Genomic DNA, 23,941 nt, shown 5'->3' with positions numbered 1-23,941 from the left:
CACGGCCCGCGATAGATGACGTCGCCTTGGGGACAATCCCAATGTCACCTGTCTGGCGGTCAGCTTAGGTTGGCGCAGGCCCGCTGGATGCGCTGGCAGGCGTCTTCCAACAGATCCGTGGCCGTGGCGTAGGAAATCCGGAAATGCGGCTCCAACCCGAATGCCGCACCGTGCACGGCGGCCACACCCTCGGATTCCAGGACGTAGGTCACGAAATCCTCGTCGTTCTTGATGACCTGGCCTGACGGCGTCTTCTTGCCGATGGTGCCGGCGCAGGACGGATAGACGTAGAACGCCCCTTCCGGGGTGGCGCAGGAAAGACCATTGGCCTGGTTCAGCATGCTGACGACCAGGTCACGGCGTTCCTTGAAGATCGCGTTGTGCTTTTCGATGAAATCCTGCGGCCCGTTCAAGGCCGCCACGGCGGCGGCCTGCGATACGGCGGCCGTATGGGTGATGCCCTGGGACTGGATCATGGTCATGGCCTTGACCAGTTGCTTGGGCGCGCCGCAATAGCCGACGCGCCAGCCGGTCATGCAATAGGCCTTGGACATGCCGTTCATGGTCACGACGCGGTCGTACAGCTTGGGTTCGACCTGGGCCATGGTGGTGAACTCGAAGCCGTCATAGACCAGCTTCTCATAGATATCGTCGCAGAAGATCCAGACATGCGGATGCTGCAACAGGACATCGGTCAGGGCCTTAATCTCGTCGCGAGTATAGGCGCCGCCGGTCGGGTTCGACGGCGAATTGAAGACCAGCCATTTGGTTTTCGGTGTGATCGCCGCGTCGAGTTGTTCCGGGGTCAGCTTGAAGCTGTTTTCGGCGCTGCATTGAACGACCTTCACCTCGGCGCCGAACATCAGCGGAATGTCCGCGTAGGACACCCAGTAGGGGGCGGGCACGATGACCTCGTCACCCGGATTGATGGTCGCCATGAAGGCGTTGAAGATCACCGGCTTGCCGCCGCAGCTGACGTGAATCTGATCGCGGGCGTAATCCAGGCCGCTGTCGCGCTTGAACTTGGCGATGATGGCGTCCTGCAGTTCCGGAATGCCGTTGACCGCCGTATAGCGGGTCATGCCGGCGTCGAGCGCCTTTTTCGCCGCCTCGATGATGTGCTGGGGCGTGTCGAAATCGGGTTCACCGGCCCCTAAGCCGATGACGTCCTTGCCCTGGGCCTTCAGATCGTTGGCCTTCTGGGTGACGGCGATGGTGGGGGACGGTTTGATGGCGGCAAGGCGGTCGGCGAGGAAAGCCATGATCGGGTCCTTGTATTTTGATCCATGGGACAAGGGCATTGGCCCGGTTTCGAGCCGACCGGAGACTACGCTGCCCATTTGTTTCAGGCAAGACACGCAATGAAAAACGCCGGGAAACGGCATGACCTCCCGGCGTTGTCCAATGACCTTGGGGGCTCGGCGGCTACTGCGCGCCGAGCGCTTGGTCCAGATCGGCGATGATGTCGTCGATGTGTTCGATCCCGACCGACAGCCGCACATAGCTTTCGGTGACGCCGGCGGAAACCCGTTCTTCGGGCGTCAATTGCTGGTGCGTGGTCGACCAGGGATGGATGGCCAGCGAGCGCACGTCGCCGATGTTGGCCACATGATAGAACAGCTTCAGGGCGTCGATGAACATGGCGCCGCTGGCTTCGCCGCCTTTCAGTTCGAAGCCGACCAGACCGCCCCATCCGCCGGGCATGGTCTTTTCCCCCTGGGCGCGGATGGCGGTGTCTTTTTCCAGGCCGGGGAAGATGACCCGGCTCACCGCCGGGTGTGCGGCCAGGTGGCGCGCCACCGTTTCGGCGTTACGGCAATGTTCGCGCATACGCAGCGGCAAGGTTTCCAGTCCTTGGATGAACATCCAGGCGTTGAACGGGCTCATCGCCTGGCCCATGTCGCGCAACAGAGTGGTCCGCGCCTTCAGGATATAGGCGATGGGCGCGCCCAAGCCCTTGGCGGCCTCGGTCCAGACCGCGCCATGGTAACTGGGGTCGGGCTGGGTCAGCAGGGGGAAGCGCGCGGCATTCTTTTCCCAATCGAAAGTGCCGCCGTCGATGATCATGCCCCCGATCGACGTGCCGTGGCCGCCGATATATTTGGTCATGGAATAGACGATGATCGCGGCACCGTGTTCGAACGGGTGGCACAGGGTCGGCGCCGCCGTGTTGTCGATGATCAACGGCACGCCCAGTTCACGGCCGATGGCCGCGACGGCGGCGATGGGAAACACCCGCAGTTTGGGATTGGCCAGGGTTTCGCCGTAATAGGCGCGGGTCTTGTCGTCGGTGGCGCGGCGGAAATTTTCCGGATCCGCCGGATCCACGAAACGGGCCTCGATGCCCATGGTCTTGAGGGTATTGCCGAACAGGTTCCAGGTGCCACCGTAGATATCCGTCGATACGACGATGTTGTCGCCGGCCTGGGCGATGTTCTGCACGGACATGGCCGATGCCGCCTGACCCGATGACACCGCAAGCGCCGCGGCGCCGCCTTCGAAGGCGGCCATGCGCTGTTCCAGCACGTCGCAGGTCGGGTTCATGATGCGGGTGTAGATATTGCCCAGTTCTTCCAGCCCGAACAGACGGGCCGCATGGGCGGTGTCGTCGAACTGATAGGACGTGGTCTGATAGATCGGCACGGCGACGGAATTGGTTGCCGGGTCGGCACGGTAGCCGTGGTGCAGGCAGATCGTATTCTTATGCATGGGATGTCTCCTTCAACCCGGTTCCATCTGGATGGCGCGTAAACTAGATCGTTTTCGGGCCATGTTGAAGCCCTGGGAACGGAACAATTCCTCCCCGCGTGGGAACTATGGCGAAATCGCGGCCTGACTGCCCCCAAATGGTCTTGGGTGAACCCTAGGGCCGCCGCACTCTCCCTCTTCAATGCATCGAACCGCCGCCCGCTGGAACGCAGCATTACGGGCGGCCATGCCGAACCGCGTCAGGCGGAATTTCGCCGGGAGAGAAGTACGCCATGCCCATCGTCACCGTCATCGGCCGCCGCTGGTGGGCCTTTCCTCTGGCTTTGGCCGTTACCTTGGTTCTGATGACCATCATGGCGACGTCATCGGCGCGTGCTGATGGTTCGGCCGGACGGTCGGCGGTTGTGTCGGCTGCGGCCATGGACCTGGGCGGCCTGTTTCTGCCGGCCGGGGATGACGGGGGACAGGATGAAGGCGGCGATACCCGGGTGCGGGCCGTGCCGCTGCTGGGCACGGACATCAAGGTCCAGGTTTCGGGCCTGATCGCGCGCTTTACCGTCACCCACCATTTTCGCAACCCAACGGCGCGCTGGACCGAAGCCATCTATACCTATCCCCTACCGCCGGACAGTGCCGTCGACCGTCTGAAGATGATCGTCGGCGGGCGCGTGACCGTGGGCCAAATCAAGGAACGGGCCGAGGCGCGGCGCCTGTATACGGCGGCGAAAAGCGCCGGGCGCCGGGCATCCTTGGTCGAACAGCAGCGGCCCAACATCTTCACCACCGCCGTCGCCAACCTGGGGCCTGGCGAGGAAGTCACCGTCGCCATCGAATTTCAGGAACGCCTGACCTTCCGCGACGGGCAGTTCACCCTGCGTCTGCCGCTGGTCGTGGGGCCGCGCTATATCCCCGGCCGTGCACATCCCGTGAACTTCGCGGGCGGCACGGGCTGGGCCCAGGACACGGATCGGGTGCCCGATGCCTCCAAAATCACACCGCCGCTGCGCGATGAAGGGGCCGGCAAGGGCAATCCGGTCACGCTTGAGGTCGCTCTGGCCGCCGGCTTCGATATCGGCAAGATCACCAGTCCCGGCCACGACGTTACCGTGACGCGCCCGGATTCTGGCCGAGCCGTCGTGCGCCTGGATGGCGACGCCGTGCCTGCTGACCGTGATTTCATCCTGCGCTGGGCACCGGCCGAGGCGGGGGCTGCTCCGCAGGCTGGGTTCTTCTGGGAGCAGGTTGGGGATGAAACTTACGGCCTGCTCATGCTTATGCCGCCCGTGTCCGGCGGGGCCGGACTGAACCTGCCCCGGCCGGCCCGCGATGTGACCTTCGTGATCGATACCTCCGGCTCCATGAAGGGGACCTCACTGACCCAGGCCAAGGACGCCCTGGTCATGGCGCTCGACCGCCTGACGTTGGCAGATCGTTTTCGCATCATCCGCTTTGCCTCGGGCTATTCGGATCTGACGCCCTTGCCGGTGACCGCCGACACGGCGGCCATTGATCGTGCCAAGGCCTATGTGCGGGGGCTTGAGGCCGAAGGCGGCACGGAGATCACCAACGCGGTCACGGCGGCGCTTGCCGGTGTCGACAGCGGGGCCGAAGACGCGGCACCCGAGGGCCGCACCCGCCTGCAGCAGATCGTGCTGATCACCGACGGCGCCGTCGGCGACGAGGACCGCCTGCTGTCCCTCATCAACGGTCGCATCGGCGCTGCTCGCCTGTTCACGGTCGGCATCGGATCGGCCCCCAACGGCTTCCTGATGACCCGCGCCGCCCGCGCCGGACGCGGCACCTATACGTTCATTCAGGCAGCCGACGAAATTCAGGAACGTATGGCCGAGCTGTTCCTCAAGCTGGAACGCCCGGCCCTGACCGACGTGACCCTGACGTGGCCCCAGGGCGGAACCCATTCGGTCGAGGTTTGGCCCCGGCCACTGCCGGACCTTTATGCGGGCGAACCGCTGGTCGCATTGATGAAACTGAACGGGGCCGGGCCGGAACTGAAGGTCGCCGGCCATCTGGGCGGGCGCTTTTGGGAACAGTCGGTGACCATTACCGGCGGTGCCGCAGCACCCGGAGTGGCGGGCCTGTGGGGGCGCGAAAAGATCCGCCAACTTATGGCGAACATGCGGACGGCCAGCCTGCATCTTGAACCCAAGGACGCGGACGCCGCCCGCGTCGAAATCCGCCGGGAAATCGTCGATACGGCATTGACCCTGGGCCTGATCAGCAAGTTCACCAGCCTGGTCGCCGTTGATGCGGAACCGGGCCGTCCCGCCGGCACGCCGATGGCGACGTCCCAGGTGCCGGTCAACCTGCCGGCCGGCCAAGACCGTTCGGGCCTGGAAGGATCTTCCGCAGCACCCGTGTCCTCCCCTGTGCCGGGCCCGCAAAAGACCATGGCGCCGGCTGCTCCGGTGCCGGCCGGACAGGCGGCAACCCTGGCCTTTGATCGGACGGACCCGGCCATGCGCGCCCATCTCGCGGCCGCCGGTTCCGGCACGCCGTTGGCGGCCACTCCCCAGACGGCGACCCCGGCCCATGCCTACATGGGGCTCGGCCTGCTGTTCGTGGTCGCCGCCCTCGCCATTCTTGCGCTCGGCTGGCGTGGTCCGCGGCCGCGCCGACGTCGGGGAACGGAAGGGGCGGATTGATGGCCTTGGCCGCCCATATTTCGCGATTGCTCCCTGCCTCCAAGGCACCTTCCAGGCCGGCGGCTGTTCTTATGGCCGCCGCCGGCCTGGGTCTTTTTGCCTGGGGGGCCTATATCCCGGCCAAGGCCTGGGCGGCGCAGATGCTGCTGGAACATGCTTGGGACCAGTCGCGGGCCAATCAGGCCCCCTCGGGCGTGCTGGCCCGGCCCTGGCCATGGGCCGACATGACGCCGGTTGCGCGGCTCGGTATCGATCGGCTGAAATCGTCGAGCATCGTGCTCACCGGGGCGTCGGGCAGCACGCTGGCCTTCGGGCCTGGTCATGTCGATGGTACCGCCCTGCCGGGGCAACCGGGGCACAGCATCGTTTCGGCCCATCGCGACACCCATTTCGCCTATCTGAAGGATGCCCGTGTCGGCGACCTGATCGGGATCGAACAACCGTCGGGCGCCAAAAGCGGCTATCGCATCGTCGAACGCCGGGTCATCGACACGCGCCGCGAACAGGTCATGCTGCATCCGGAGGCAAACCTGTTGACCTTGATCACCTGTTATCCGTTCGAAGATTGGACGCCGGGCGGCCCGTTTCGCCTGATCGTCACGGCGGAACAGCGATTCTGATTAACCTGGCCCGTAGTTCCCCCTAACATGGCGGCCTTCTCAATAAGAAACCACGCCTCCAGGAGGAATACCCCATGGCCGTTTCCGGCATCGACAGCGTCCTTTACCGCGACCAGTTTTCCACCCCCGCCATGCGCGCGGCCTTCGACGACACCGCGACACTGCAGAAATTTCTAGACATGGAAGCGGCGCTTGCCCGCGCCGAAGCGGCCCTCGGCATCATTCCCGAAAGTGCCGCCGCGCAGATCACCAAGGCGGCCGACATGTCATTGTACGATTTTGACGCCATCCGCGATGAAATGGCCCGCACCAGCCATCCCATCGTGCCGCTGGTCCGTGCCATGGCCGCGCAATGCGAAGCCCAGGGCGACAAGAAGGCGGGTGAATACGTCCATTGGGGGGCGACCACCCAGGACGTCATGGACACCGGTCTTGTCCTGCAGATGAAGGACGCGGTCGCGCTGATCCGCGATGGTCTGGATGAACTCGAAGCCAACTGCGCCAAGCTTGCGCGGGACCATCGCGACACACCGATGGCCGGGCGCACCCATGGCCAGCAGGCCCTGCCGATCACCTTCGGCTACAAGGTTGCCGTCTGGATCGACGAAATCCGCCGCCAGCGCGAACGCCTGGACCAGATGGCCGTGCGTGTTCTGGTCGGCCAGTTCTCCGGCGCCGTCGGCACCCATGCGGCGGTCGGCGGGAAGGGGCCCGAGGTCGCGGCCCGGATGATGGCCGATCTGGGGCTCGGCGCGCCGGCGATTTCCTGGCATGTCGCCAAGGACCGGTTCACCGAATACGCGGCCGTGCTGGCCAGCATCGCCGGCACCATGGGCCGCATCGTCCGCGAGGTCGCGACCCTGCAACGCACGGAAGCGGCCGAGCTGGAGGAACCGCACAAGCCGGGCAAGGTTGGATCCTCAACCATGCCGCAGAAACGTAACCCGGCGATCTGCGAAGTGACCCAGGGCATTGTCCGCTTGGCCTGGGCCTGTGTGCCCCCGGCCTTCGAAAGCATGATCGCCGACCACGAACGCGACAAGGTCGCCAACCAGGTCGAACGGGATTTCGTGCCGCGGGTCAGCTGCCTGACGGAATCGGCCCTGCGCAAGGCGGTGATGGTCACCGGCGGGCTGACCGTGCGGGCCGACAACATGCGCCGAAACCTGGATCTGACCGGCGGTTTGCTGCTGTCCGAGGCGGTGATGATGAAGCTGGGCGAGACCATCGGCCGCAACACGGCCCATGACGTGGTCTATGAAGCAGCCATGACGGCCTTTGAACAAGGCAAGGTATTCCGCGACCTGTTGTTGGAAGACGCCCGGGTGGCGGAAATCATGACCGCTGAGGAACTGGATACCCTGCTTGATCCGGCGCGCTACACGGGTCTGTCGGCGCAGCTTGTGGATGCCATCCTGAATCCTAAAGCCTGAACCGTGTTTGCGCCCGCCGACATCCTGGGAATTTAGCCAAGCCAAGGGATGACCGGCGGGCGCACAGCGCCTATATAATCAGCCATGGTCATGGAACTGAAAAACGACCCGGCGCTTTATCATCCGTCCCGGCGACCGGCGGTCGCGGGCGGCCCCGCGTTCGACCTGCAAAGCGAATATTCCCCGGCCGGCGACCAGCCCGAGGCCATCGCCGAGCTGACGGCGGGGTTGGAGGCGGGGGAACGGGATCAGGTTTTGCTCGGCGTTACCGGCTCGGGCAAGACGTTTACCATGGCCCACGTCATCCGCAATCTGAACCGGCCGACCCTGGTGCTGGCGCCAAACAAGACCTTGGCGGCGCAATTGTACGGCGAGATGAGGGAGTTTTTCCCGGAAAACGCGGTCGAATATTTCGTCAGCTATTACGATTATTACCAGCCGGAAGCCTACGTGCCGCGGACGGACACCTATATCGAAAAAGACGCCTCCATCAACGAACAGATCGACCGCATGCGCCATTCGGCGACCCGCGCCCTGTTGGAACGCAACGACGTGGTGATCGTCGCCTCGGTGTCCTGCATCTATGGTATCGGCGCTGTCGAGACCTATGCCGAGATGATCGTGCGCCTGAAGGCTGGGTCCATCGTCGACCGGCAAAAACTGCTAAAGCAGTTGGTCGAGCTGCAATACAAGCGCAATGACGCGGCATTTGTCCGGGGGACGTTCCGGGTGCGGGGCGATGTCGTGGAAATTTTCCCTTCGCATTTGGAAGACCGGGCCTGGCGGCTGTCCCTGTTCGGCGACGAGGTCGAGGCCATGTGGGAGATCGATCCCCTGACCGGCGACAAGATCGCAACCCTGGACGAAATCATTGTCTATCCGAACAGCCACTATGTGACCCCGCGTCCGACGCTGATGCAGGCGATCCCCCAAATCAAGGTCGAGTTGAAGGAAACCCTCGACCGTCTGATCGCTGAGGGCAAGCTTCTGGAGGCGCAACGGCTGCAGGAACGCACCACCTTCGACATCGAAATGCTGGAGACCACGGGGCATTGTTCCGGTATCGAAAATTACAGCCGCTACCTTACGGGCCGGGCCCCCGGCGAGCCGCCGCCCACCCTGTTCGAATACCTGCCGGAAAACGCCCTTTTGGTGGTCGATGAAAGCCATGTCACCGTGCCGCAGATCGGCGGCATGTTCAAAGGCGATTACGCGCGCAAAACGACCCTGTCGCAATTCGGCTTCCGCCTGCCCAGTTGCGTCGACAACCGGCCCTTGAAGTTCGAGGAATGGGACGGCATGCGCCCGCAAACGGTGTTTGTCTCGGCCACACCCGGCCCGTGGGAGCTTGATCGTACCGGGGGCGTAATAACCGAGCAGGTGGTGCGCCCGACCGGGCTTATCGACCCGCTGTGTATCGTCCGGCCGGTGGAAAATCAGGTCGATGACCTGCTGATGGAGGTCAAGGAAACGGCGCTCAAGGGCCAGCGCACCCTGGTCACCACCCTGACCAAGCGCATGGCCGAGGACCTGACCGAATACCTCCATGAACAGGGTGTGCGGGTGCGCTATATGCATTCCGACATCGACACCCTGGAACGCATCGAAATCATCCGGGATCTGCGCTTGGGTGCTTTCGACGTACTGGTCGGTATTAACCTTCTGCGCGAAGGATTGGACATTCCGGAGTGCGCCCTGGTCTGTATTCTCGACGCGGACAAGCCGGGATATCTGCGGTCCAAGACGTCGCTGGTGCAGACCATCGGCCGCGCCGCCCGCAACCTGGATGGCCGGGTCATTCTCTATGCCGACAACATGACCGAGGCCCTGGACTATGCCCTGTCGGAAACCGAACGGCGGCGGGAAAAGCAGCAGGAATACAACCTCGCCCACGGCATCACCCCGGAAAGCGTGAAGAAGGGATTCTCCAAGGCGTTGGAAAGCGTTTACGAGGGCGATTACATGACCGTCGACACGGGCGTTACCGGCGAAACCCATCTCGCCGGCAACAACCTGACCGCCGTCATCAATGACATGAACGACAAGATGCGCAAGGCCGCCGGTAACCTTGAATTCGAGGAAGCGGCCCGCCTGCGTGACGAAATTCGAAGGCTGGAAGCGGTCGACCTCGGGTTGGCCTCGCCAGGCACGGCGCCTTCCAAACTGGTCAGTCGCAAGCCGGGGGCGGAAAAGCGCGCGGCGGGCGGCCCGGCGTGGAAACCGAAAGGCAAGGGCGCGCGCAAGGCGACGTCTCGCGCGCCGAAGCGGCGGTCGTGAACATCGCTGGCTACACGATCACAGAAACAGCGGCAGAAGCAGAACGCCGATTATGATGATCGCGGCGCCGACGAGTTCTAGAAGCATGTCCTCGAACACTTCCTTCACCGTGCGCTCGTTCTTGGGATGGGCGACGATGAACACGCGGATCGCCAGGTAGATCAGCACCACCAATAGGACGATGGCCGCCGGGCCGCTGGGGAACGCAGTCATCACGTACTCAGCAAGACCGGGCTCATGTGCCAGAGGATGGTCCAATGGCCGCCGTTTTCCGTGATGATGGGGTCGCGTTCCAGGCAGACCACGGAACCCGGATCGAAGGCGATGACCCCGGCGTTGGCATCGCCCGCGGTGAAGAACGAGGTGATGCGGCTCATGAACGGATCGTGGCCGACGACCATGGTGTCCTCGGTCCATCCGGACGCGGCCTGCACCAGGCTGTCCAGGCGCGACGACGGCTTCAGGTCTTTCATTTCCTCGACGATGCGCCCGGGTCCGATCACGGCCGACAGATGCATGGCGGTCTGTTGGGCTCGGAGGATTTCCGAATGGATGACGCGTGGCATCCGAACACCGGCCCGTCCGAGAAACGACGCCATGCGCTTTACATCCTTTTGACCTTGCTCGCTGAGTGGCCGATCTGGATTTTCGTCCTTGGTCAGCGCAAGGCCGTGACGCACGAGGTAGAGGCGCATAGACGGCTTCCCTTCAATTGGTCTGTTTTTTATCTTTAATGGGCAGCCTTGTTATAGCAGCCCCCCTGCCCCGGCCAAATGCTCTTTGGCGTGAGGGGGGGGCTCATGAACGCGGGGTAATGGGCATGAAAAAAGCCGCGCAAGCGCGGCTTTTTCCCAAATGCGTGGGCCGGTTTAGGGCGCGGCGGCGATCATCGCCTCGGCGACCTTCACTTCGCTTTCGGCGGCGGATTTTGCCCTGGCGTCATCGGCGTCGGCGAGGGCCTTTTGTGCGTCCTGAAGGCGCTGGCTGGCGGCCGCCTTGTCGATATCGGCGACGGCGGTCGCTTCTTCGACCAGGACCGTGCAGGTTTCGGGATTAACCTCAACGAACCCGCCGGCGACGAAGATGCTGTTGGTCACCTTGCCGCCTTCATGGATGTCGATGACGCCGGGACGCACGGTGCCGATCAGCAGCGAGTGGCCGGGCAGGACACCCAGGTCGCCCTCGCCGCCGGGAACGACGACCATGTCCACGGCCTGTGACGCCACCAGCTTTGTCGGCGAAACCAGATCGAATTGGATCGTATCGGCCATTATCGGATGTCCTTTGTTCGCACCAAGTCCTTAGGCGGCTTCCGCGGCCATCTTCTTGGCCTTTTCGATGGCCTCGTCGATGGTGCCGACCATGTAGAAGGCGGCTTCCGGCAGGTGATCGTATTCGCCGTCGACGATGCCCTTGAAGCCCTTGATGGTGTCTTCGAGGGACACCAGGACGCCCGGCGTGCCGGTGAACACTTCGGCGACGTGGAACGGCTGCGACAGGAAGCGCTGGATCTTACGGGCGCGCGACACGGTCTGTTTGTCTTCTTCCGACAGTTCGTCCATGCCCAGAATGGCGATGATGTCCTGCAGGGACTTGTATGTCTGCAGGGTCTGCTGAACCTTGGTGGCGACGCCGTAATGCTCTTCACCGATGATCCGCGGATCAAGGATACGCGAGGTCGAATCGAGCGGATCCACGGCCGGATAGATGCCGAGTTCGGCGATCTGGCGCGACAGCACCGTGGTCGCATCCAGGTGGGCGAACGAGGTCGCGGGCGCGGGGTCGGTCAAATCATCGGCCGGGACGTAAATGGCCTGGACCGAGGTGATCGAGCCCTTCTTGGTCGAGGTGATGCGTTCCTGCAGCGTGCCCATATCCGTGGCGAGCGTCGGCTGATAGCCCACGGCCGAGGGAATGCGGCCCAACAGCGCCGACACTTCCGAGCCGGCCTGGGTGAAGCGGAAGATGTTATCGATGAACAGCAGCACGTCCTGACCTTCTTCGTCGCGGAAGTATTCCGCCTGCGCCAAGCCGGTCAACGCCACGCGGGAGCGGGCCCCCGGGGGTTCGTTCATCTGACCGTAAACCAGGGCTGCCTTGGAATTGTTGCCTTCCAGGTCGATAACGCCCGATTCGATCATTTCGTGATAGAGGTCGTTGCCTTCGCGGGTACGTTCGCCGACACCGGCAAACACCGAATACCCGCCGTGGCCCTTGGCGACGTTGTTGATCAGTTCCATGATCAGCACCGTCTTGCCCACGCCGGCGCCGCCGAACAGGCCGATCTTACCGCCCTTGGAGTAGGGCGCGATCAGGTCGACGACCTTGATGCCGGTGGTCAGAATTTCGGTTTCCGTCGACTGCTCGGCAAAGCTCGGGGCCGCGCGGTGAATGGGGGCGCGGGACTTGGTTTTCACCGGGCCGCGTTCGTCAACCGGGTCGCCGATGACGTTCATGATGCGGCCCAGGGTTTCGGGGCCCACGGGAACCGTGATGCTGTCGCCGGTATCGGTCACTTCAGCACCGCGCTGCAGGCCGTCCGTGCTGTCCATGGCAACGGTGCGCACGGTGTTTTCACCCAGGTGCTGCGCCACTTCCAAAACAAGCAAACGGTCGCCGATCTTCAGGTGCAGGGCGTTCAAAATCGCCGGCAATTCGCCGTCGAATTTGACGTCCACCACGGCGCCCAGAACCTGGGACACTTTACCAACACTGTTCGTAGCCATACTCTTTCTAGCTCCCGTTCAAATCGTCTCTAGACCGCTTCCGCGCCCGAGATGATTTCGATGAGTTCCTTGGTGATAAATGCCTGACGTGTCCGGTTATAGGTCAGCGTCAGATTGTCGATCATTTCGCCGGCATTTCGGGTCGCGCTGTCCATGGCGGTCATGCGCGCACCGTGTTCCGAAGCGGAGCTTTCCAGCAACGCCTGGAACAACTGCACCGCCATGTTGCGGGGCAGCAGATCGGCCAAAATTTCTTGTTCTTCCGGCTCGTACAGATAAATCGCCGACGGGCCACCGGTCTTTTCCTTGTCGCCGTCGGTTTCCGGCGGCTGGAAGGGGATGATCTGCTGGTTCGTGACGATCTGCGTCATGGCCGACTGGAATCGGTTGAAGATGACGGTGCAGATGTCGAATTCACCGGCTTCGAACATTTCCGTGATCTTATCGGCGACGCTCTGAGCCTGCTCGTATTCGACACCGCGCCGTCCAATGCCTTCAAAGGTTTCGACGATGTCGGCCTTGAAGTCGCGGCGCAGAAGGTCGCGAGCCTTTTTACCCACGCAGAGAATCTTGACCGTCTTGCCTTCGCTTTTGAGCTTGCGGGCCACACGGCGCACTTCGCGAACGATGGTGCCGTTGAAACCGCCGCACAAACCGCGGTCGGCGGTGCAGGCGACAAGAAGATGGGTGTTGTCCGAACCGGTTCCCGCCAACATTTTCGGCGCGCCGGTCGGGTCCCCAATCGACGCTCCGATGGCGGCAACCATGCCTTCCATGCGCTGCGCATAAGGACGGGCGGCTTCCGCACCTTCCTGGGCGCGCCGCAGTTTGGCGGCAGCCACCATTTTCATGGCGGAAGTGATCTTCTGCGTCGACTTGACGCTGTTGATCCTGATTTTCAGGTCCTTGAGCGAAGGCATGAAAGCGCTTTCCTCGTTCGTCCGTCAGGCGTGCGTTAAACCGGTCTTCGGCGTCCGTTAGGCCGCGAAAGACTTGGTGAAGTCGTCGAGGAATGCCGACAGCTTCTCCGTGGTGTCGTCGCTGAGCGCCTTTTCCTTGGTGATCGTCGCCAGGATATCGGCCCCCTTGTCACGGGCGGCGTCCAGCAGACGGCGCTCGTAGGCGGTGATGTCGTTGACGGCGACCTTATCGGTGTAGCCCTTCACGCCGGCGAAGATGACGACGACCTGTTCGGCCACGGTCAGCGGCGAATACTGCGGCTGCTTCAGAAGTTCGGTCAGACGGGCACCACGGGCCAGAAGCCGCTGGGTCGACGGGTCCAGGTCCGACGCGAACTGGGCGAAGGCCGCCATTTCGCGATACTGGGCCAGTTCCAGCTTGATCGAGCCGGCGACCTGCTTCATGGCCTTGGTCTGGGCGGCGGAACCGACGCGCGACACCGACAGGCCGACGTTCACGGCCGGGCGGATGCCCTTATAGAACAGTTCCGTTTCCAGGAAGATCTGACCGTCGGTGATCGAGATCACGTTGGTCGGGATGTAGGCGGAAACGTCACCGGCCTGGGTTTCGATGACCGGCAGGGCGGTCAGCGAACCGGCGCCCAGTTCGTCGTTCATCTTGGCCGCGCGCTCGAGCAGGCGGGAGTGCAGGTAGAAGACGTCGCCCGGATAGGCTTCGCGGCCCGGCGGACGGCGCAGCAGCAGGGACATCTGACGATAGGCGACGGCCTGTTTGGACAGATCGTCATAGAAGATGACGGCGTGCATGCCGTTGTCGCGGAAATATTCGCCCATGGCGCAGCCCGTGTAGGGGGCCAGGAACTGCAGCGGCGCCGGCTCGGATGCGGTCGAGGCGACGACGATGGAATATTTCAGGGCGTCGTAATCTTCGAGGGTCTTGACCAGCTGGGCCACGGTGGACCGCTTCTGGCCGACGGCGACATAAACGCAGTAGAGCTTTTCCGACTCGTCCTTGGCGTTCTCGTTGACCGACTTCTGGTTCAGGATGGTGTCGATGATGACGGCGGTCTTGCCGGTCTGGCGGTCGCCGATGATCAATTCACGCTGGCCGCGGCCGACCGGGATCAGGCTGTCGATGGCCTTGAGGCCGGTCTGCACCGGCTCATGCACCGATTTCCGGGGAATGATGCCGGGCGCCTTGACTTCGACCAGGGAGCGTTCGGTGGTGTCGATATCGCCCTTGCCGTCGATTGGGTTGCCGAGCGCGTCAACGACGCGGCCCAACAGAGCCTTGCCGACGGGGACGTCAACGATGTCGCCGGTCCGCTTGACCGTGTCGCCTTCCTTGATGTCTCGGTCGTCGCCGAAAATAACGATACCGACGTTGTCGGTTTCCAGGTTCAACGCCATCCCTTTGATGCCGCCCGGGAATTCGACCATTTCGCCGGCCTGGACCTGGTCCAGACCATAGACACGGGCAATACCGTCACCGACGGACAGCACCTGGCCGACTTCCGCGACCTCGGCTTCCGAACCGAAGTCGGCAATCTGTTTCTTGAGAATGGCGGAGATTTCCGCGGCGCGGATTTCCATTTTCGGGATCCCCTCTTATCGCAGGCTTAAGCGAAGTTGCTGAAGTTTGGTTTTGATCGAGGAATCGATCATACGTGAACCGATTTTGACCACGAGGCCGCCCAGAAGATCTTCATCAACCCGTGCGTCCACGGCGACTTTCGCGCCCATGGCCTTTTTCAGTCCGTCCTCGATCGCTTGACGCTGTTTGTCGCTCAGCGCTTGGGCGGACGTGACCTCGGCGGTCATTTCACCCCGGTGCTGGGCCAAGATACCTTGAAATTGCGTGATCATGGCGGTCAGCGCGAACAAACGGCGGTTCTGCGCGACGACACCAACGAAATGTTTGGTTAGCTCGGAAACCCCGGCCTTGGTCAGGATCGCATCCATGGCGGCGATCTGGTTGTCCCGGGCAATGACCGGGGATCGGATCAGGCGCGCCAAGTCGGCACTGCCATCGACCATATCACGGATTGCAGCCAGATCCTGGGCGACCGTGTCCAGCTGCTTGTCGGCCTCAGCCAATTCGAAAAGGGCGGTCGCGTAGCGACCTGCAAGGCCGGAAGCGCCTGCGATATCCGATGACACCTGGGAAACCCCTTGATTAAGTTTTTTTTACGGACCCTGATATGCCGGTTTCGGACAGGGATCGCGCCTAAAAAACAGCCGTAATCCCGCCAATTCCGGCGGGCCCCGCCTGGAAAGCGCGGCCAGTCCTACCACAGAGGTTTCGCGCATGCAACCAGAGTCGCCCGGGTTTTTTCACAGACTGTGAAAGACCTCTGATTGGGCCCGTTTCGGGGCAATTTTAAAGCCCGATGAGCAACCGGATTTGGGGGCCGGTCACATGCCGGTTACATGAAGGAATAGGGATCTATATCGATCAGCACGCGAACCTTTTTCGGAATGCTGGCGCGCTTGATCCAGGCCCGCACCAGGGGTTGCACTGCCGTGCCACGCCCGGCCTTCAACAACAGCCTGCGGCGATGGCGGCCCCGGATCATGGCGAGCGGCGCCGGCGCCGGGCCCAGGACCTGAATATCCGCGCCCTGAGGGGCGGAGCGACCCAGTGCGCGGGCCCCGGCATCGACCGCCGCTTCGTCCGTACCGGACACCACCACGCCGACCAGGCGGCCGTAGGGCGGCATGCGGGCGTCCTCGCGGCCCTTGGCCTCGGCGGTCAGGAAGGCGGCGCGGTCGCCCTTCAGAATGGCATCCATGACCGGATGCTCGGGCATGAAGGTCTGGATCAGGACCCGGCCCGGGCGGTCCGCCCGCCCGGCCCGCCCGGCGACCTGGTAAAGTAACTGATAAGTGCGCTCCGCCGCCCGCAGGTCGCCGCCGGAAAGCCCCAGATCGGCATCGACCACGCCGACCAGGGTCAGCAGGGGGAAATGGTAGCCCTTGGCGACGATCTGGGTGCCGATGATCAGGTCGATCTCATGGGCTTCGATGCGGTGGACGAATTCGCGGGCCGTGCGCTGATTGTAAAGGTTGTCCGATGTCGCCATGGCGATGCGGGCATCAGGGTAGAGGCCGCGGACCTCTTCCTCCAGGCGCTCAACCCCCGGCCCGCAAGGCACCAAGCTATCTTCAGCGCCGCAGCCGGGGCAGGTATGGGGCGGGGCCATCTGGTAGCCGCAATGGTGGCATTGCAGGCGCCCGAGCAGGCGGTGTTCGACCAGCCAGGCCGTGCATTGCGGGCATTGCAGGCGGTGGCCGCAGGTCCGGCACAGGGTCAGCGGCGCGTAACCCCGGCGGTTGAGAAACAGCAAGGCCTGCTCGCCGCGCTCAAGCGTCGCCGTCACGGCCTCGCGCAGTGGCGGTGACAGCCATTGTCCGCGCTGCGGGGGCGTCTTGGTCATGTTGACCAGTTCGACATCGGGCAGGTCGGCGCCGCCGTGGCGGGCCGGCAGATGCAGATGGACGTAGCGGCCCCGGTCCACGTTGGCCTGGGTTTCCAGGGACGGCGTTGCTGAGACCAGAACCACGGGGATGCGGCCCATCCGGGCCCGCACCACGGCCATGTCGCGGGCGTTGTAGACGACACCCTCTTCCTGCTTGAAAGAGCCGTCGTGTTCCTCGTCGATGATGATCAGGCCCAAATCCCGGAACGGCAGGAACAGGGCCGATCGCGCGCCGACCACCACGTCCGCCTGGCCCAGGGCCACATGGCGCCAGGTCTCGCGCTTTTGCGCCTGGGTGACCTCGGAATGCCAGAGCGCCGGCTCCCCGCCGAACCTGGCCTGAAACCGTTCCAGCCATTGCGCCGACAGGGCGATTTCCGGCAGCAGCACCAACACCTGGCGGCCGCGCGAGACCGCTTCCGCCACGGCCTGCAGATAAACCTCGGTCTTGCCCGACCCGGGGACGCCCTCCAGAACCTGAACGGAAAAGCCCTCGGTCACGGCCGCACTCAGCGAATCCGCCGCCGCTGCCTGTTCCGCCGATAAATCGGGGCCGGGACGACCCAGGTCCGGCGCCGGGGGCGGGGGAAAGGCCGGAATCGGGTAGGCGATCAGCCCGCCGACCTTAGCCAGACCGGTGACCACGGCGGGGGTGACGCCCGCGGCGCGGGCAAGCTCCGCCGCCTGACGCGGCGGGCCTTCGGCGGCGGCGGCCAACACGCGCTCGCGGGCCGGGGTCATCTTGATCTCAGGCCGGGGATCGGCGGGGCGGTAGGCCGTCAGCGGCTTGGGTGGTTCCAGGGCTTCCGGCACGCTCAAGGCCATGCGCAGCACGGCGCCCGGCGGGTTCAGGGTGTATTCGGCGACCCAGTCGACGAAGGCCATGGCCTCCGCCGTCATGGGCGGGGCGTCAAGCCGGTCCAGGATTTCCTTCATCTTGGCGTCGGGCACGTCGCCGGTGCCGGGGCCCCAGACGACGCCGGCCATGCGGCGCGGACCCAGGGGGACGCGCACGAAATCCCCGGCGGCCAGGGGCAGTCCGGCCGGTACCCGGTAGTCATAGGCGTCGGTCAACGGCAGCGGCAGGCGCACGGCGACCCGCGTGCCCGGCTGGAAAACCGGGGCGTCTTTCCCGTCGGCCGATTGGTGATCCTTCGTCATGGTGGGTTTGCAGGGTCCTTGGGGGTGGTTCTATGGGGACGCGGGGCTTGGCATTATAATAGGGATCATAGGCGCGCGCCTTCACCGCGCGTGAGTACGAAAGGACCCAAGGGATGCCCCAAGGCAAGGACGAGGTTGCAGCCGAGACCCTGGAAACGGCGGATATCAGCCTGTCGGACGACGACGTGGCCGAATTCCTGGTGGCCCATCCCGACTTCTTTCGCGAACGCCTGGAAGTGCTGTCCTTCATGAACATGCCGGGCCGATTCGCCCAGGAAGGCCCCCAGGAAGGGGCCCAGGTGGTGGATTTCCAGCAGGCCCTGCTGACCCAGCAGAAAGAGGCGGTCGAGGAATTGCGCGAATGCGTGCGCGATGTGATCGAGACCAGCCGCTCCAACATGTCGGTACAACAGCGCACCCATGCCGCCGTGCTGGCGCTGCTGAGCGCCCGCGATTTTGAAGCCCTGATCCGCATCGTCAATGATGATCTGGCCCGGATTCTCGACGTGGATATCGTCTGCGTCGGCTATGAGCCGTCGAACAATCCGCTGTCCTGGTTGGTCTCTCCTGAAATCACCGACCTGAAACCGGGATTGGTCGATGCCCTGTTGGGGTCGGGCGGGGCGGCCAAACTGTACCGCGACATCGCTGACGACGGGTCCGTGTTCGGCGCCGCCGCCGGTCTGGTGCAGTCGGCCGCCGTGGCACGCCTGCGCCCGGGACCACGCACGCCCGTGGGCCTGATGGCGCTCGGCTCACGCTCCGATTCGTTCTTCCAACCGGGCCAGGGCACGGAACTGGTGGTGTTCCTCGCCCGCGTGTTGGAAAACTGCATCGAGCGCATGCAGGAACCTTCGATGTGACCTTGGCGCCGGAGCTGACCTGCGATCCTGCCCTGGCGGCCGCGGCGTCGCGGTGGCGGGATTGGTTGGCCCACGAAAAGCGTTATTCCAAGCACACCCTTGCGGGATATCAGCACGACCTTGCCGGGTTCCTGCGCTTCATGGCGGATCATCTGGGCGGGCCGCCGGGGTTGAAGGAGATCGAAGGCTTGAAGCCGCTGGATTTCCGCGCCTGGCTGGCCGATCTCAACCACCGGGGCCTGTCGCGGACCTCCACCGCCCGGGCGCTGTCCTGCCTGCGGGGCTTCTTCCGCTATCTGGAAAAACAGGGTGTGGTGCGCAATTCGGCGATCAGCGCCCTGCGCACGCCCCGCGTGCCCAAATCCGTGCCCAAGGCGCTCAGCATCGAGGAAGCCTTCGACCTGATTCTCTCGGCGCCGGACTTGGCCGACGATGCCTGGATCGGGCTGCGTGACCGGGCGTTGTTGACGCTGCTTTACGGCTGCGGGCTGCGCATCGGCGAGGCGTTGGACCTCAACCGCGACCGCGCACCGGGCCTGTTCGGCAATCCGGCCGATACCATGATGGTCCGCGGTAAGGGCAACAAGGACCGTCTGGTTCCCGTTCTGCCCGCCGTGCGTCAGGCGATCGCGGCATATCTGGATGTTTGCCCTTATTCAGGCGATGGCACCACGCCGCTGTTCCTGGGCGCGCGCGGCGGGCGGCTTGCCGCCGGGGTTGCCCAGGCCCGGGTGCGGAATTTGCGCGCCCTTTTGGGTCTGCCGGAAACGGCGACGCCCCATGCGCTGCGTCATTCCTATGCCACCCATTTGCTGGCCGGCGGTGGTGACCTGCGCACCATTCAGGAACTGCTGGGCCATGCGTCGCTGTCGACGACCCAGCGCTATACGGATGTCGACATGGCGCGGCTCAGCGCCGTTTACGAGGACGCCCACCCTAGGGCCCGCAAGAAAATCTAGGTTGCGCGGCCGCCGCCGCGCCATCGAGGTGGTCTTAGAATTGTAGACTGATCACCCCGGCCGCGATGACGGTCGCCGCCGCAAGGCGCAGAACCAGGCGGCCTTCCTTCAGAACGAAACCGGCGAGCAGCGCGCCGAACAGGACACTGGTTTCCCGCACCGCGGACACCGGGGCCATGGGTGTGACGCTCATGGCCCAGATGACGATCCAATAGGCGCTCATGGACATGGCGGCGCCGGTCAAGCCCGGCCTCCAGTATTCCCTGGCCGTGGCCAGGAACTGCCGTCCGCGCCGCAGCAGCACGATCGGGGTGAACAGGCAGGCGTCGGTGACGAACATCCACAATGCGTAGGCATGGGCGCTGCCGGCAAGCCGCCCCCCGATCCCGTCGACCACCGTGTAGGACGCGATGAACACGGCCGTGCCCACGGCGAAGGCCAGGCCAAGCAGCGGAAGATCGCGCCAGCCGTTGGCGAAGGTCAGGCCGGAAATGGCGATGGCGATGGCGATGATGGCGGCAAGCTGCGTCGGGTTCAGGCTTTCTCCGGCGAACACATAGGCGCCCAGCGCCACCAGGGCCGGCGCCATGCCGCGGGCGATGGGATAGACCACGCCCATGTCGCCGTGGACATAGGCCCGCACCAGAAACAGCTTGTAACCCACATGCAACACCGCCGAGGCGACGATAAAGGGCCAGGCCTCCAGGTTCGGGAACGGAAAGAACAGCAGCAGCGGCAGGGCGAGCAGGCCGTGGCCCGCGTCGATCACGCCCATCATCACCAGCTTGTCGCCGCGCATCTTGACCAGCAGGTTCCAGCCCGCATGGAGGGCCGCCGCCAGCAGGACCAGCGCGAGAATCCAGGTATCCATGATCCATCTTTCGTCGAACGACGCCCCGGCGGATGCCAGGAGGGATAGACGTTTAGACCATTAAAAAACGCCCACGCCTAGATGGATGAAAAGGCGCATTCGTGCTCGCCCCTGGACGAGGCAGGCCATTGGTAGATCAGGCTGGGTGGGACGATCAGATGTGGATCGCGCGCCCAGCGACGCCGAGTGCGGCTTCCTTGACCGATTCCGGCAGGCCCGGATGGCCGTGACAGATGCGGGCGATATCCTCGGCCGAGCCTTCGAATTCCATCACGTTGACGACCTCTTGGATCAGGTCGCCGGCCTGGGGGCCGATGATGTGGCAGCCGAGAACCCTGTCCGTCGTCGCGTCGGCCAGGATCTTCACGAAGCCGTCCGTGTCGTCATTGCAGCGCGCGCGGGAATTGGCGGTGAAGGGGAATTTCCCCTTGTTGTAGGCGATGCCCGCTTCCTTCAATTGTTCCTCGGTCTTGCCGACGGCGGCGATTTCCGGATGGGTGTAGACGATGCCCGGGATGGCGCCGTAATCGATATGCCCGGTCTGTCCGGCCATGATCTCGGCGCAGACGACGCCTTCGTCCTCGGCCTTATGGGCCAGCATGGCGCCGCCGATTACGTCGCCGATGGCATAAATGCCTTCGACGTTGGTCTGATAATCGTCATCGACGGGGATGAACCCGCGCTCACCGATCTCGACCCCGGCTTCCTTAAGGCCCAGGCCTTCCGTGAACGGCCGGCGGCCGATGGCGACCAGCACCACGTCCACCTTTAGGGTTTCGGCCTTGCCGCCGTCGCGCGGCTCCATGGTCAGGGTCACACCGTCCTTGCCGGCCTTGGCGCCCGTCACCTTGGTCTTCATCTTGAAGGTCAGGCCCTGCTTGCTCAGGATGCGCTGCGCATGCTTGGACACTTCACCGTCCATGCCGGGAAGGGCAACGTCGAGGAATTCGACCACCGTAACCTCGGCACCCAGCCGCCGCCACACACTGCCGAGCTCCAGCCCGATCACGCCGGCGCCGATCACCGCCATGGTTTTCGGCACCTTGGGCAGCGCCAGGGCGCCCGTGGAGGACACGATCTGCTTTTCATCGATGGTCACGCCGGGCAGGGGCGTGACCTCGGAGCCCGTGGCGATCAGGATGTTCGCCGTGTTCAAGACCTGCGCCTTGGCCTTGCCCTCAAGCGGCTTCACCGACACTTTGCCGACGGCGTCGATCTTGCCCCAGCCCTTGATGTAGTCGACCTTGTTCTTCTTCATCAGCATCTCGATGCCGCCGGTCAGGCCTTCGACAACCTTGTCCTTGCGCGCCAGCATGGTCTTCAGGTTGACCTTCAAGCCGGAAACGTCGATTCCGTGATGGGCGAACTCCTTGTCCGCCATCTCAAAGTGGTGGGACGACTGCAGCATTGCCTTCGACGGGATGCAGCCCACGTTGAGGCAGGTTCCGCCCAGGGCGCCGCGTCCTTCGACGACGGCCGTCTTCATGCCCAGCTGCGCCGCGCGGATGGCGGCGACGTAGCCGGCGGGCCCGCCGCCGATGACCACCAGGTCGTAAGCGTCACTCATAATCTGATCGCTCCTGATCGTGTTTCGGGAGTCTCGTTCTTCAATGTAACCCGCTGGGTCACACGTTCAACAGGATGCGCTGCGGATCCTCGATGCACTGCTTGATGCGGACCAGGAAGCTGACCGCCTCGCGGCCGTCGACGATGCGGTGATCGTAGCTGAGGGCCAGGTGCATCATGGGCCGGATTTCGATCTCGTCGTTCACCACCATGGGGCGCTTCTGGATCGAATGCATGCCCAGGATCGCCGACTGCGGCACGTTGAGGATCGGCATGGAGTTGAGCGATCCGAACACGCCGCCGTTGGAGATGGTGAAGGTGCCGCCGGTCATTTCGTCCATGCCCAGCTTGCCGTCGCGGGCGCGGCGGCCGAAATCGGCAATGCCGCCCTCGATATCGGCGAAGCCCATCTTGTCGGCTTCCTTGAGCACGGGAACGACCAAGCCCTGCGGCGTGCCGACGGCGACGCCGACGTTGTAATAGTTCTTGTAGATGATCTCGTCGCCGTAGATTTCCGCGTTCACGGCGGGCCATTCCTTCAGCGCGATGCAGGCGGCGCGCACGAAGAAGGACATGAAGCCCATGCGGGCCCCGTGCTTCTTCTCGAAGACCTCTTTGTATTCGGAACGCAGCGCCATGACGTTGCCCATGTCGACCTCGTTCCAGGTCGTCAGCATGGCCGCCGTGTTCTGGGCTTCCTTCAGGCGCCGGGCGATGACCTGGCGCAGTTTGGACATCTTGACCCGTTCCTCGCGGTCGTTGGGCGCGCGGGGGGGACGGGGGGCGAACATGTTTTCCGTGGTCAGCGCCGGGGCAGGGCCGACGGCGCGGGCGGCGGCGGGGGCAGGTGCCGCCTGGCGCTTGGCGGAGCCGTTGGCGATGGCCTGCTGCACGTCGCCCTTGGTGATCCGGCCGTCGGGCCCGGTGCCACTGATGCGGGCCGGATCCAGGTCGTTGTCATCGACCAGTTTGCGCACGGCGGGGGACAGGGGCGGACGGCTGCCGGATGCGGCCGGCGCCGGTGCCGCGGCGGGTGCCGGAGCAGCGGCTGGTTTGGCGGTAGGTGCGGGAGCAGCGGCAGGGGCAGGGGTAGCGGCGGGAGCAGCGGCGGCGCCGGCCGCGCCCGCTTCGATGGTGCCGATCTTCACACCGGGGCCGACTTCAGCACCCGCTTGCGCGTCGATGGAGGCGAGGCGTCCGGCGGCCGGGGCATTGACCTCGATGGTCACCTTGTCCGTTTCAACCTCGACCAGGACCTCGTCTGCGGTGACCGCGTCACCGACCTGTTTGGCCCAGGTGCCCAGGGTGCCCGTGGATACGCTTTCGCCCATGGTCGGGGTGACGATGTCGACCGTCTTGCCGCCGCCCGATTTCGCAGCGGCGGGTGCGGCAGCCGGGGCGGCGGCCGGTTTGGCCGCTGCCTTGGCGGGGGCGGCCCCTTCCTGGATGGTCGCGAGCAATGCGCCGACGGCAACCGTCTCACCCTCCTGGGCGGCGATGGCCCCCAGCGTTCCGGCAGCCGGGGCGTTGACCTCGATGGTTACCTTATCGGTTTCCAGCTCGACCAGGGCCTCGTCCATGGCGACGGCGTCGCCCGGACTTTTGGTCCATTTGCCGACGGTCGCCTCCGTAACGGATTCACCCAAGGTCGGGACATTAACTTCAACGGTCATAAAATCTTCCCCTGCGATTAT

19 protein-coding genes are annotated in these 23,941 nt (G+C 64.2%); 6 read left to right on the top strand and 13 right to left on the bottom strand.

Annotated features, from left to right (window positions below; genetic code table 11):
• Window positions 1-59: 59 nt before the first annotated feature.
• Window positions 60-1,262 carry a pyridoxal phosphate-dependent aminotransferase gene (locus tag KFF05_15775; GenBank protein UTW51350.1) on the bottom strand — a complete coding sequence of 401 codons (1,203 nt, stop codon included), beginning with the start codon at window positions 1,260-1,262 and terminating at the stop codon, window positions 60-62.
• Window positions 1,263-1,425: 163 nt separating this feature from the next.
• Window positions 1,426-2,709, bottom strand: coding sequence for a PLP-dependent transferase (locus tag KFF05_15770; protein UTW51349.1), 1,284 nt, complete (start codon window positions 2,707-2,709; stop codon window positions 1,426-1,428).
• Between the two features lie 272 nt (window positions 2,710-2,981).
• Here KFF05_15770 and KFF05_15765 point away from each other — a divergent pair, with 272 nt between their 5' ends.
• The 4 genes from KFF05_15765 (at window position 2,982) to uvrB (ending at window position 9,702) form a co-directional block, all read left to right on the top strand.
• Window positions 2,982-5,372 (top strand): marine proteobacterial sortase target protein, encoded by a 2,391-nt coding sequence (locus tag KFF05_15765; protein ID UTW51348.1) that lies wholly within the window; start codon window positions 2,982-2,984, stop codon window positions 5,370-5,372.
• A gap of 71 nt (window positions 5,373-5,443) precedes the next feature.
• Window positions 5,444-5,992 (top strand): class GN sortase, encoded by a 549-nt coding sequence (locus tag KFF05_15760; GenBank protein UTW51347.1) that lies wholly within the window; start codon window positions 5,444-5,446, stop codon window positions 5,990-5,992.
• A gap of 74 nt (window positions 5,993-6,066) precedes the next feature.
• On the top strand, window positions 6,067-7,425 hold the full coding sequence (gene purB / locus KFF05_15755; GenBank protein ID UTW51346.1) for an adenylosuccinate lyase: 1,359 nt from the start codon (window positions 6,067-6,069) through the stop codon (window positions 7,423-7,425).
• Between the two features lie 90 nt (window positions 7,426-7,515).
• Window positions 7,516-9,702 carry an excinuclease ABC subunit UvrB gene (gene uvrB / locus KFF05_15750; protein ID UTW51345.1) on the top strand — a complete coding sequence of 729 codons (2,187 nt, stop codon included), beginning with the start codon at window positions 7,516-7,518 and terminating at the stop codon, window positions 9,700-9,702.
• Between the two features lie 18 nt (window positions 9,703-9,720).
• Here uvrB and KFF05_15745 read toward each other — a convergent pair whose 3' ends face one another.
• From KFF05_15745 to KFF05_15710, 8 genes are all read right to left on the bottom strand, one after another.
• Window positions 9,721-9,915, bottom strand: coding sequence for a hypothetical protein (locus KFF05_15745; GenBank protein UTW51344.1), 195 nt, complete (start codon window positions 9,913-9,915; stop codon window positions 9,721-9,723).
• Entirely contained in the window at window positions 9,915-10,397 is a 483-nt protein-coding gene (gene sixA, locus KFF05_15740; GenBank protein UTW51343.1) for a phosphohistidine phosphatase SixA, read from the bottom strand. Before sixA ends, KFF05_15745 begins: the two co-directional genes overlap by 1 nt.
• Window positions 10,398-10,571: 174 nt before the next feature.
• Window positions 10,572-10,973, bottom strand: coding sequence for an ATP synthase F1 subunit epsilon (gene atpC, locus KFF05_15735; protein ID UTW51342.1), 402 nt, complete (start codon window positions 10,971-10,973; stop codon window positions 10,572-10,574).
• Between the two features lie 30 nt (window positions 10,974-11,003).
• Entirely contained in the window at window positions 11,004-12,428 is a 1,425-nt protein-coding gene (gene atpD / locus KFF05_15730) for a F0F1 ATP synthase subunit beta (protein ID UTW51341.1), read from the bottom strand.
• A gap of 29 nt (window positions 12,429-12,457) precedes the next feature.
• The gene (locus tag KFF05_15725) at window positions 12,458-13,348 is read right to left on the bottom strand and encodes a F0F1 ATP synthase subunit gamma (protein ID UTW51340.1); all 891 of its coding nucleotides are present in this window, start codon (window positions 13,346-13,348) and stop codon (window positions 12,458-12,460) included.
• A gap of 57 nt (window positions 13,349-13,405) precedes the next feature.
• Entirely contained in the window at window positions 13,406-14,941 is a 1,536-nt protein-coding gene (atpA, locus tag KFF05_15720) for a F0F1 ATP synthase subunit alpha (protein UTW51339.1), read from the bottom strand.
• Between the two features lie 15 nt (window positions 14,942-14,956).
• A complete protein-coding gene (locus KFF05_15715; protein UTW51338.1) occupies window positions 14,957-15,508 on the bottom strand; it encodes a F0F1 ATP synthase subunit delta in 552 nt (183 codons plus the stop codon).
• A 266-nt stretch (window positions 15,509-15,774) separates the two neighbouring features.
• Entirely contained in the window at window positions 15,775-17,988 is a 2,214-nt protein-coding gene (locus tag KFF05_15710; protein UTW51337.1) for a primosomal protein N', read from the bottom strand.
• 113 nt (window positions 17,989-18,101) lie between these two features.
• Between KFF05_15710 and KFF05_15705 the strand changes: the two genes are divergently transcribed.
• The gene (locus tag KFF05_15705) at window positions 18,102-18,851 is read left to right on the top strand and encodes a DUF484 family protein (GenBank protein UTW51336.1); all 750 of its coding nucleotides are present in this window, start codon (window positions 18,102-18,104) and stop codon (window positions 18,849-18,851) included.
• A complete protein-coding gene (locus KFF05_15700) occupies window positions 18,848-19,810 on the top strand; it encodes a tyrosine recombinase XerC (GenBank protein ID UTW51335.1) in 963 nt (320 codons plus the stop codon). The genes KFF05_15705 and KFF05_15700 overlap by 4 nt, the downstream gene beginning before the upstream one ends.
• A 34-nt stretch (window positions 19,811-19,844) precedes the next feature.
• On the opposite strand, the gene KFF05_15695 is transcribed toward KFF05_15700, so the two are convergent.
• The 3 genes from KFF05_15695 to odhB form a co-directional block, all read right to left on the bottom strand.
• Window positions 19,845-20,681 carry an EamA family transporter gene (locus tag KFF05_15695; GenBank protein UTW51334.1) on the bottom strand — a complete coding sequence of 279 codons (837 nt, stop codon included), beginning with the start codon at window positions 20,679-20,681 and terminating at the stop codon, window positions 19,845-19,847.
• 154 nt (window positions 20,682-20,835) lie between these two features.
• The gene (gene lpdA / locus KFF05_15690; protein UTW51333.1) at window positions 20,836-22,248 is read right to left on the bottom strand and encodes a dihydrolipoyl dehydrogenase; all 1,413 of its coding nucleotides are present in this window, start codon (window positions 22,246-22,248) and stop codon (window positions 20,836-20,838) included.
• Between the two features lie 58 nt (window positions 22,249-22,306).
• A complete protein-coding gene (odhB, locus tag KFF05_15685; GenBank protein UTW51332.1) occupies window positions 22,307-23,920 on the bottom strand; it encodes a 2-oxoglutarate dehydrogenase complex dihydrolipoyllysine-residue succinyltransferase in 1,614 nt (537 codons plus the stop codon).
• Window positions 23,921-23,941 lie beyond the last annotated feature (21 nt).

The sequence above is a fragment of the bacterium SCSIO 12827 genome (assembly GCA_024397995.1).
Classification (GTDB): Bacteria; Pseudomonadota; Alphaproteobacteria; order Rhodospirillales; family Casp-alpha2; genus UBA1479.
The sequence above is the reverse complement of the archived record's forward strand: the minus strand, read 5'-3'. Positions and strand labels throughout refer to the sequence as shown.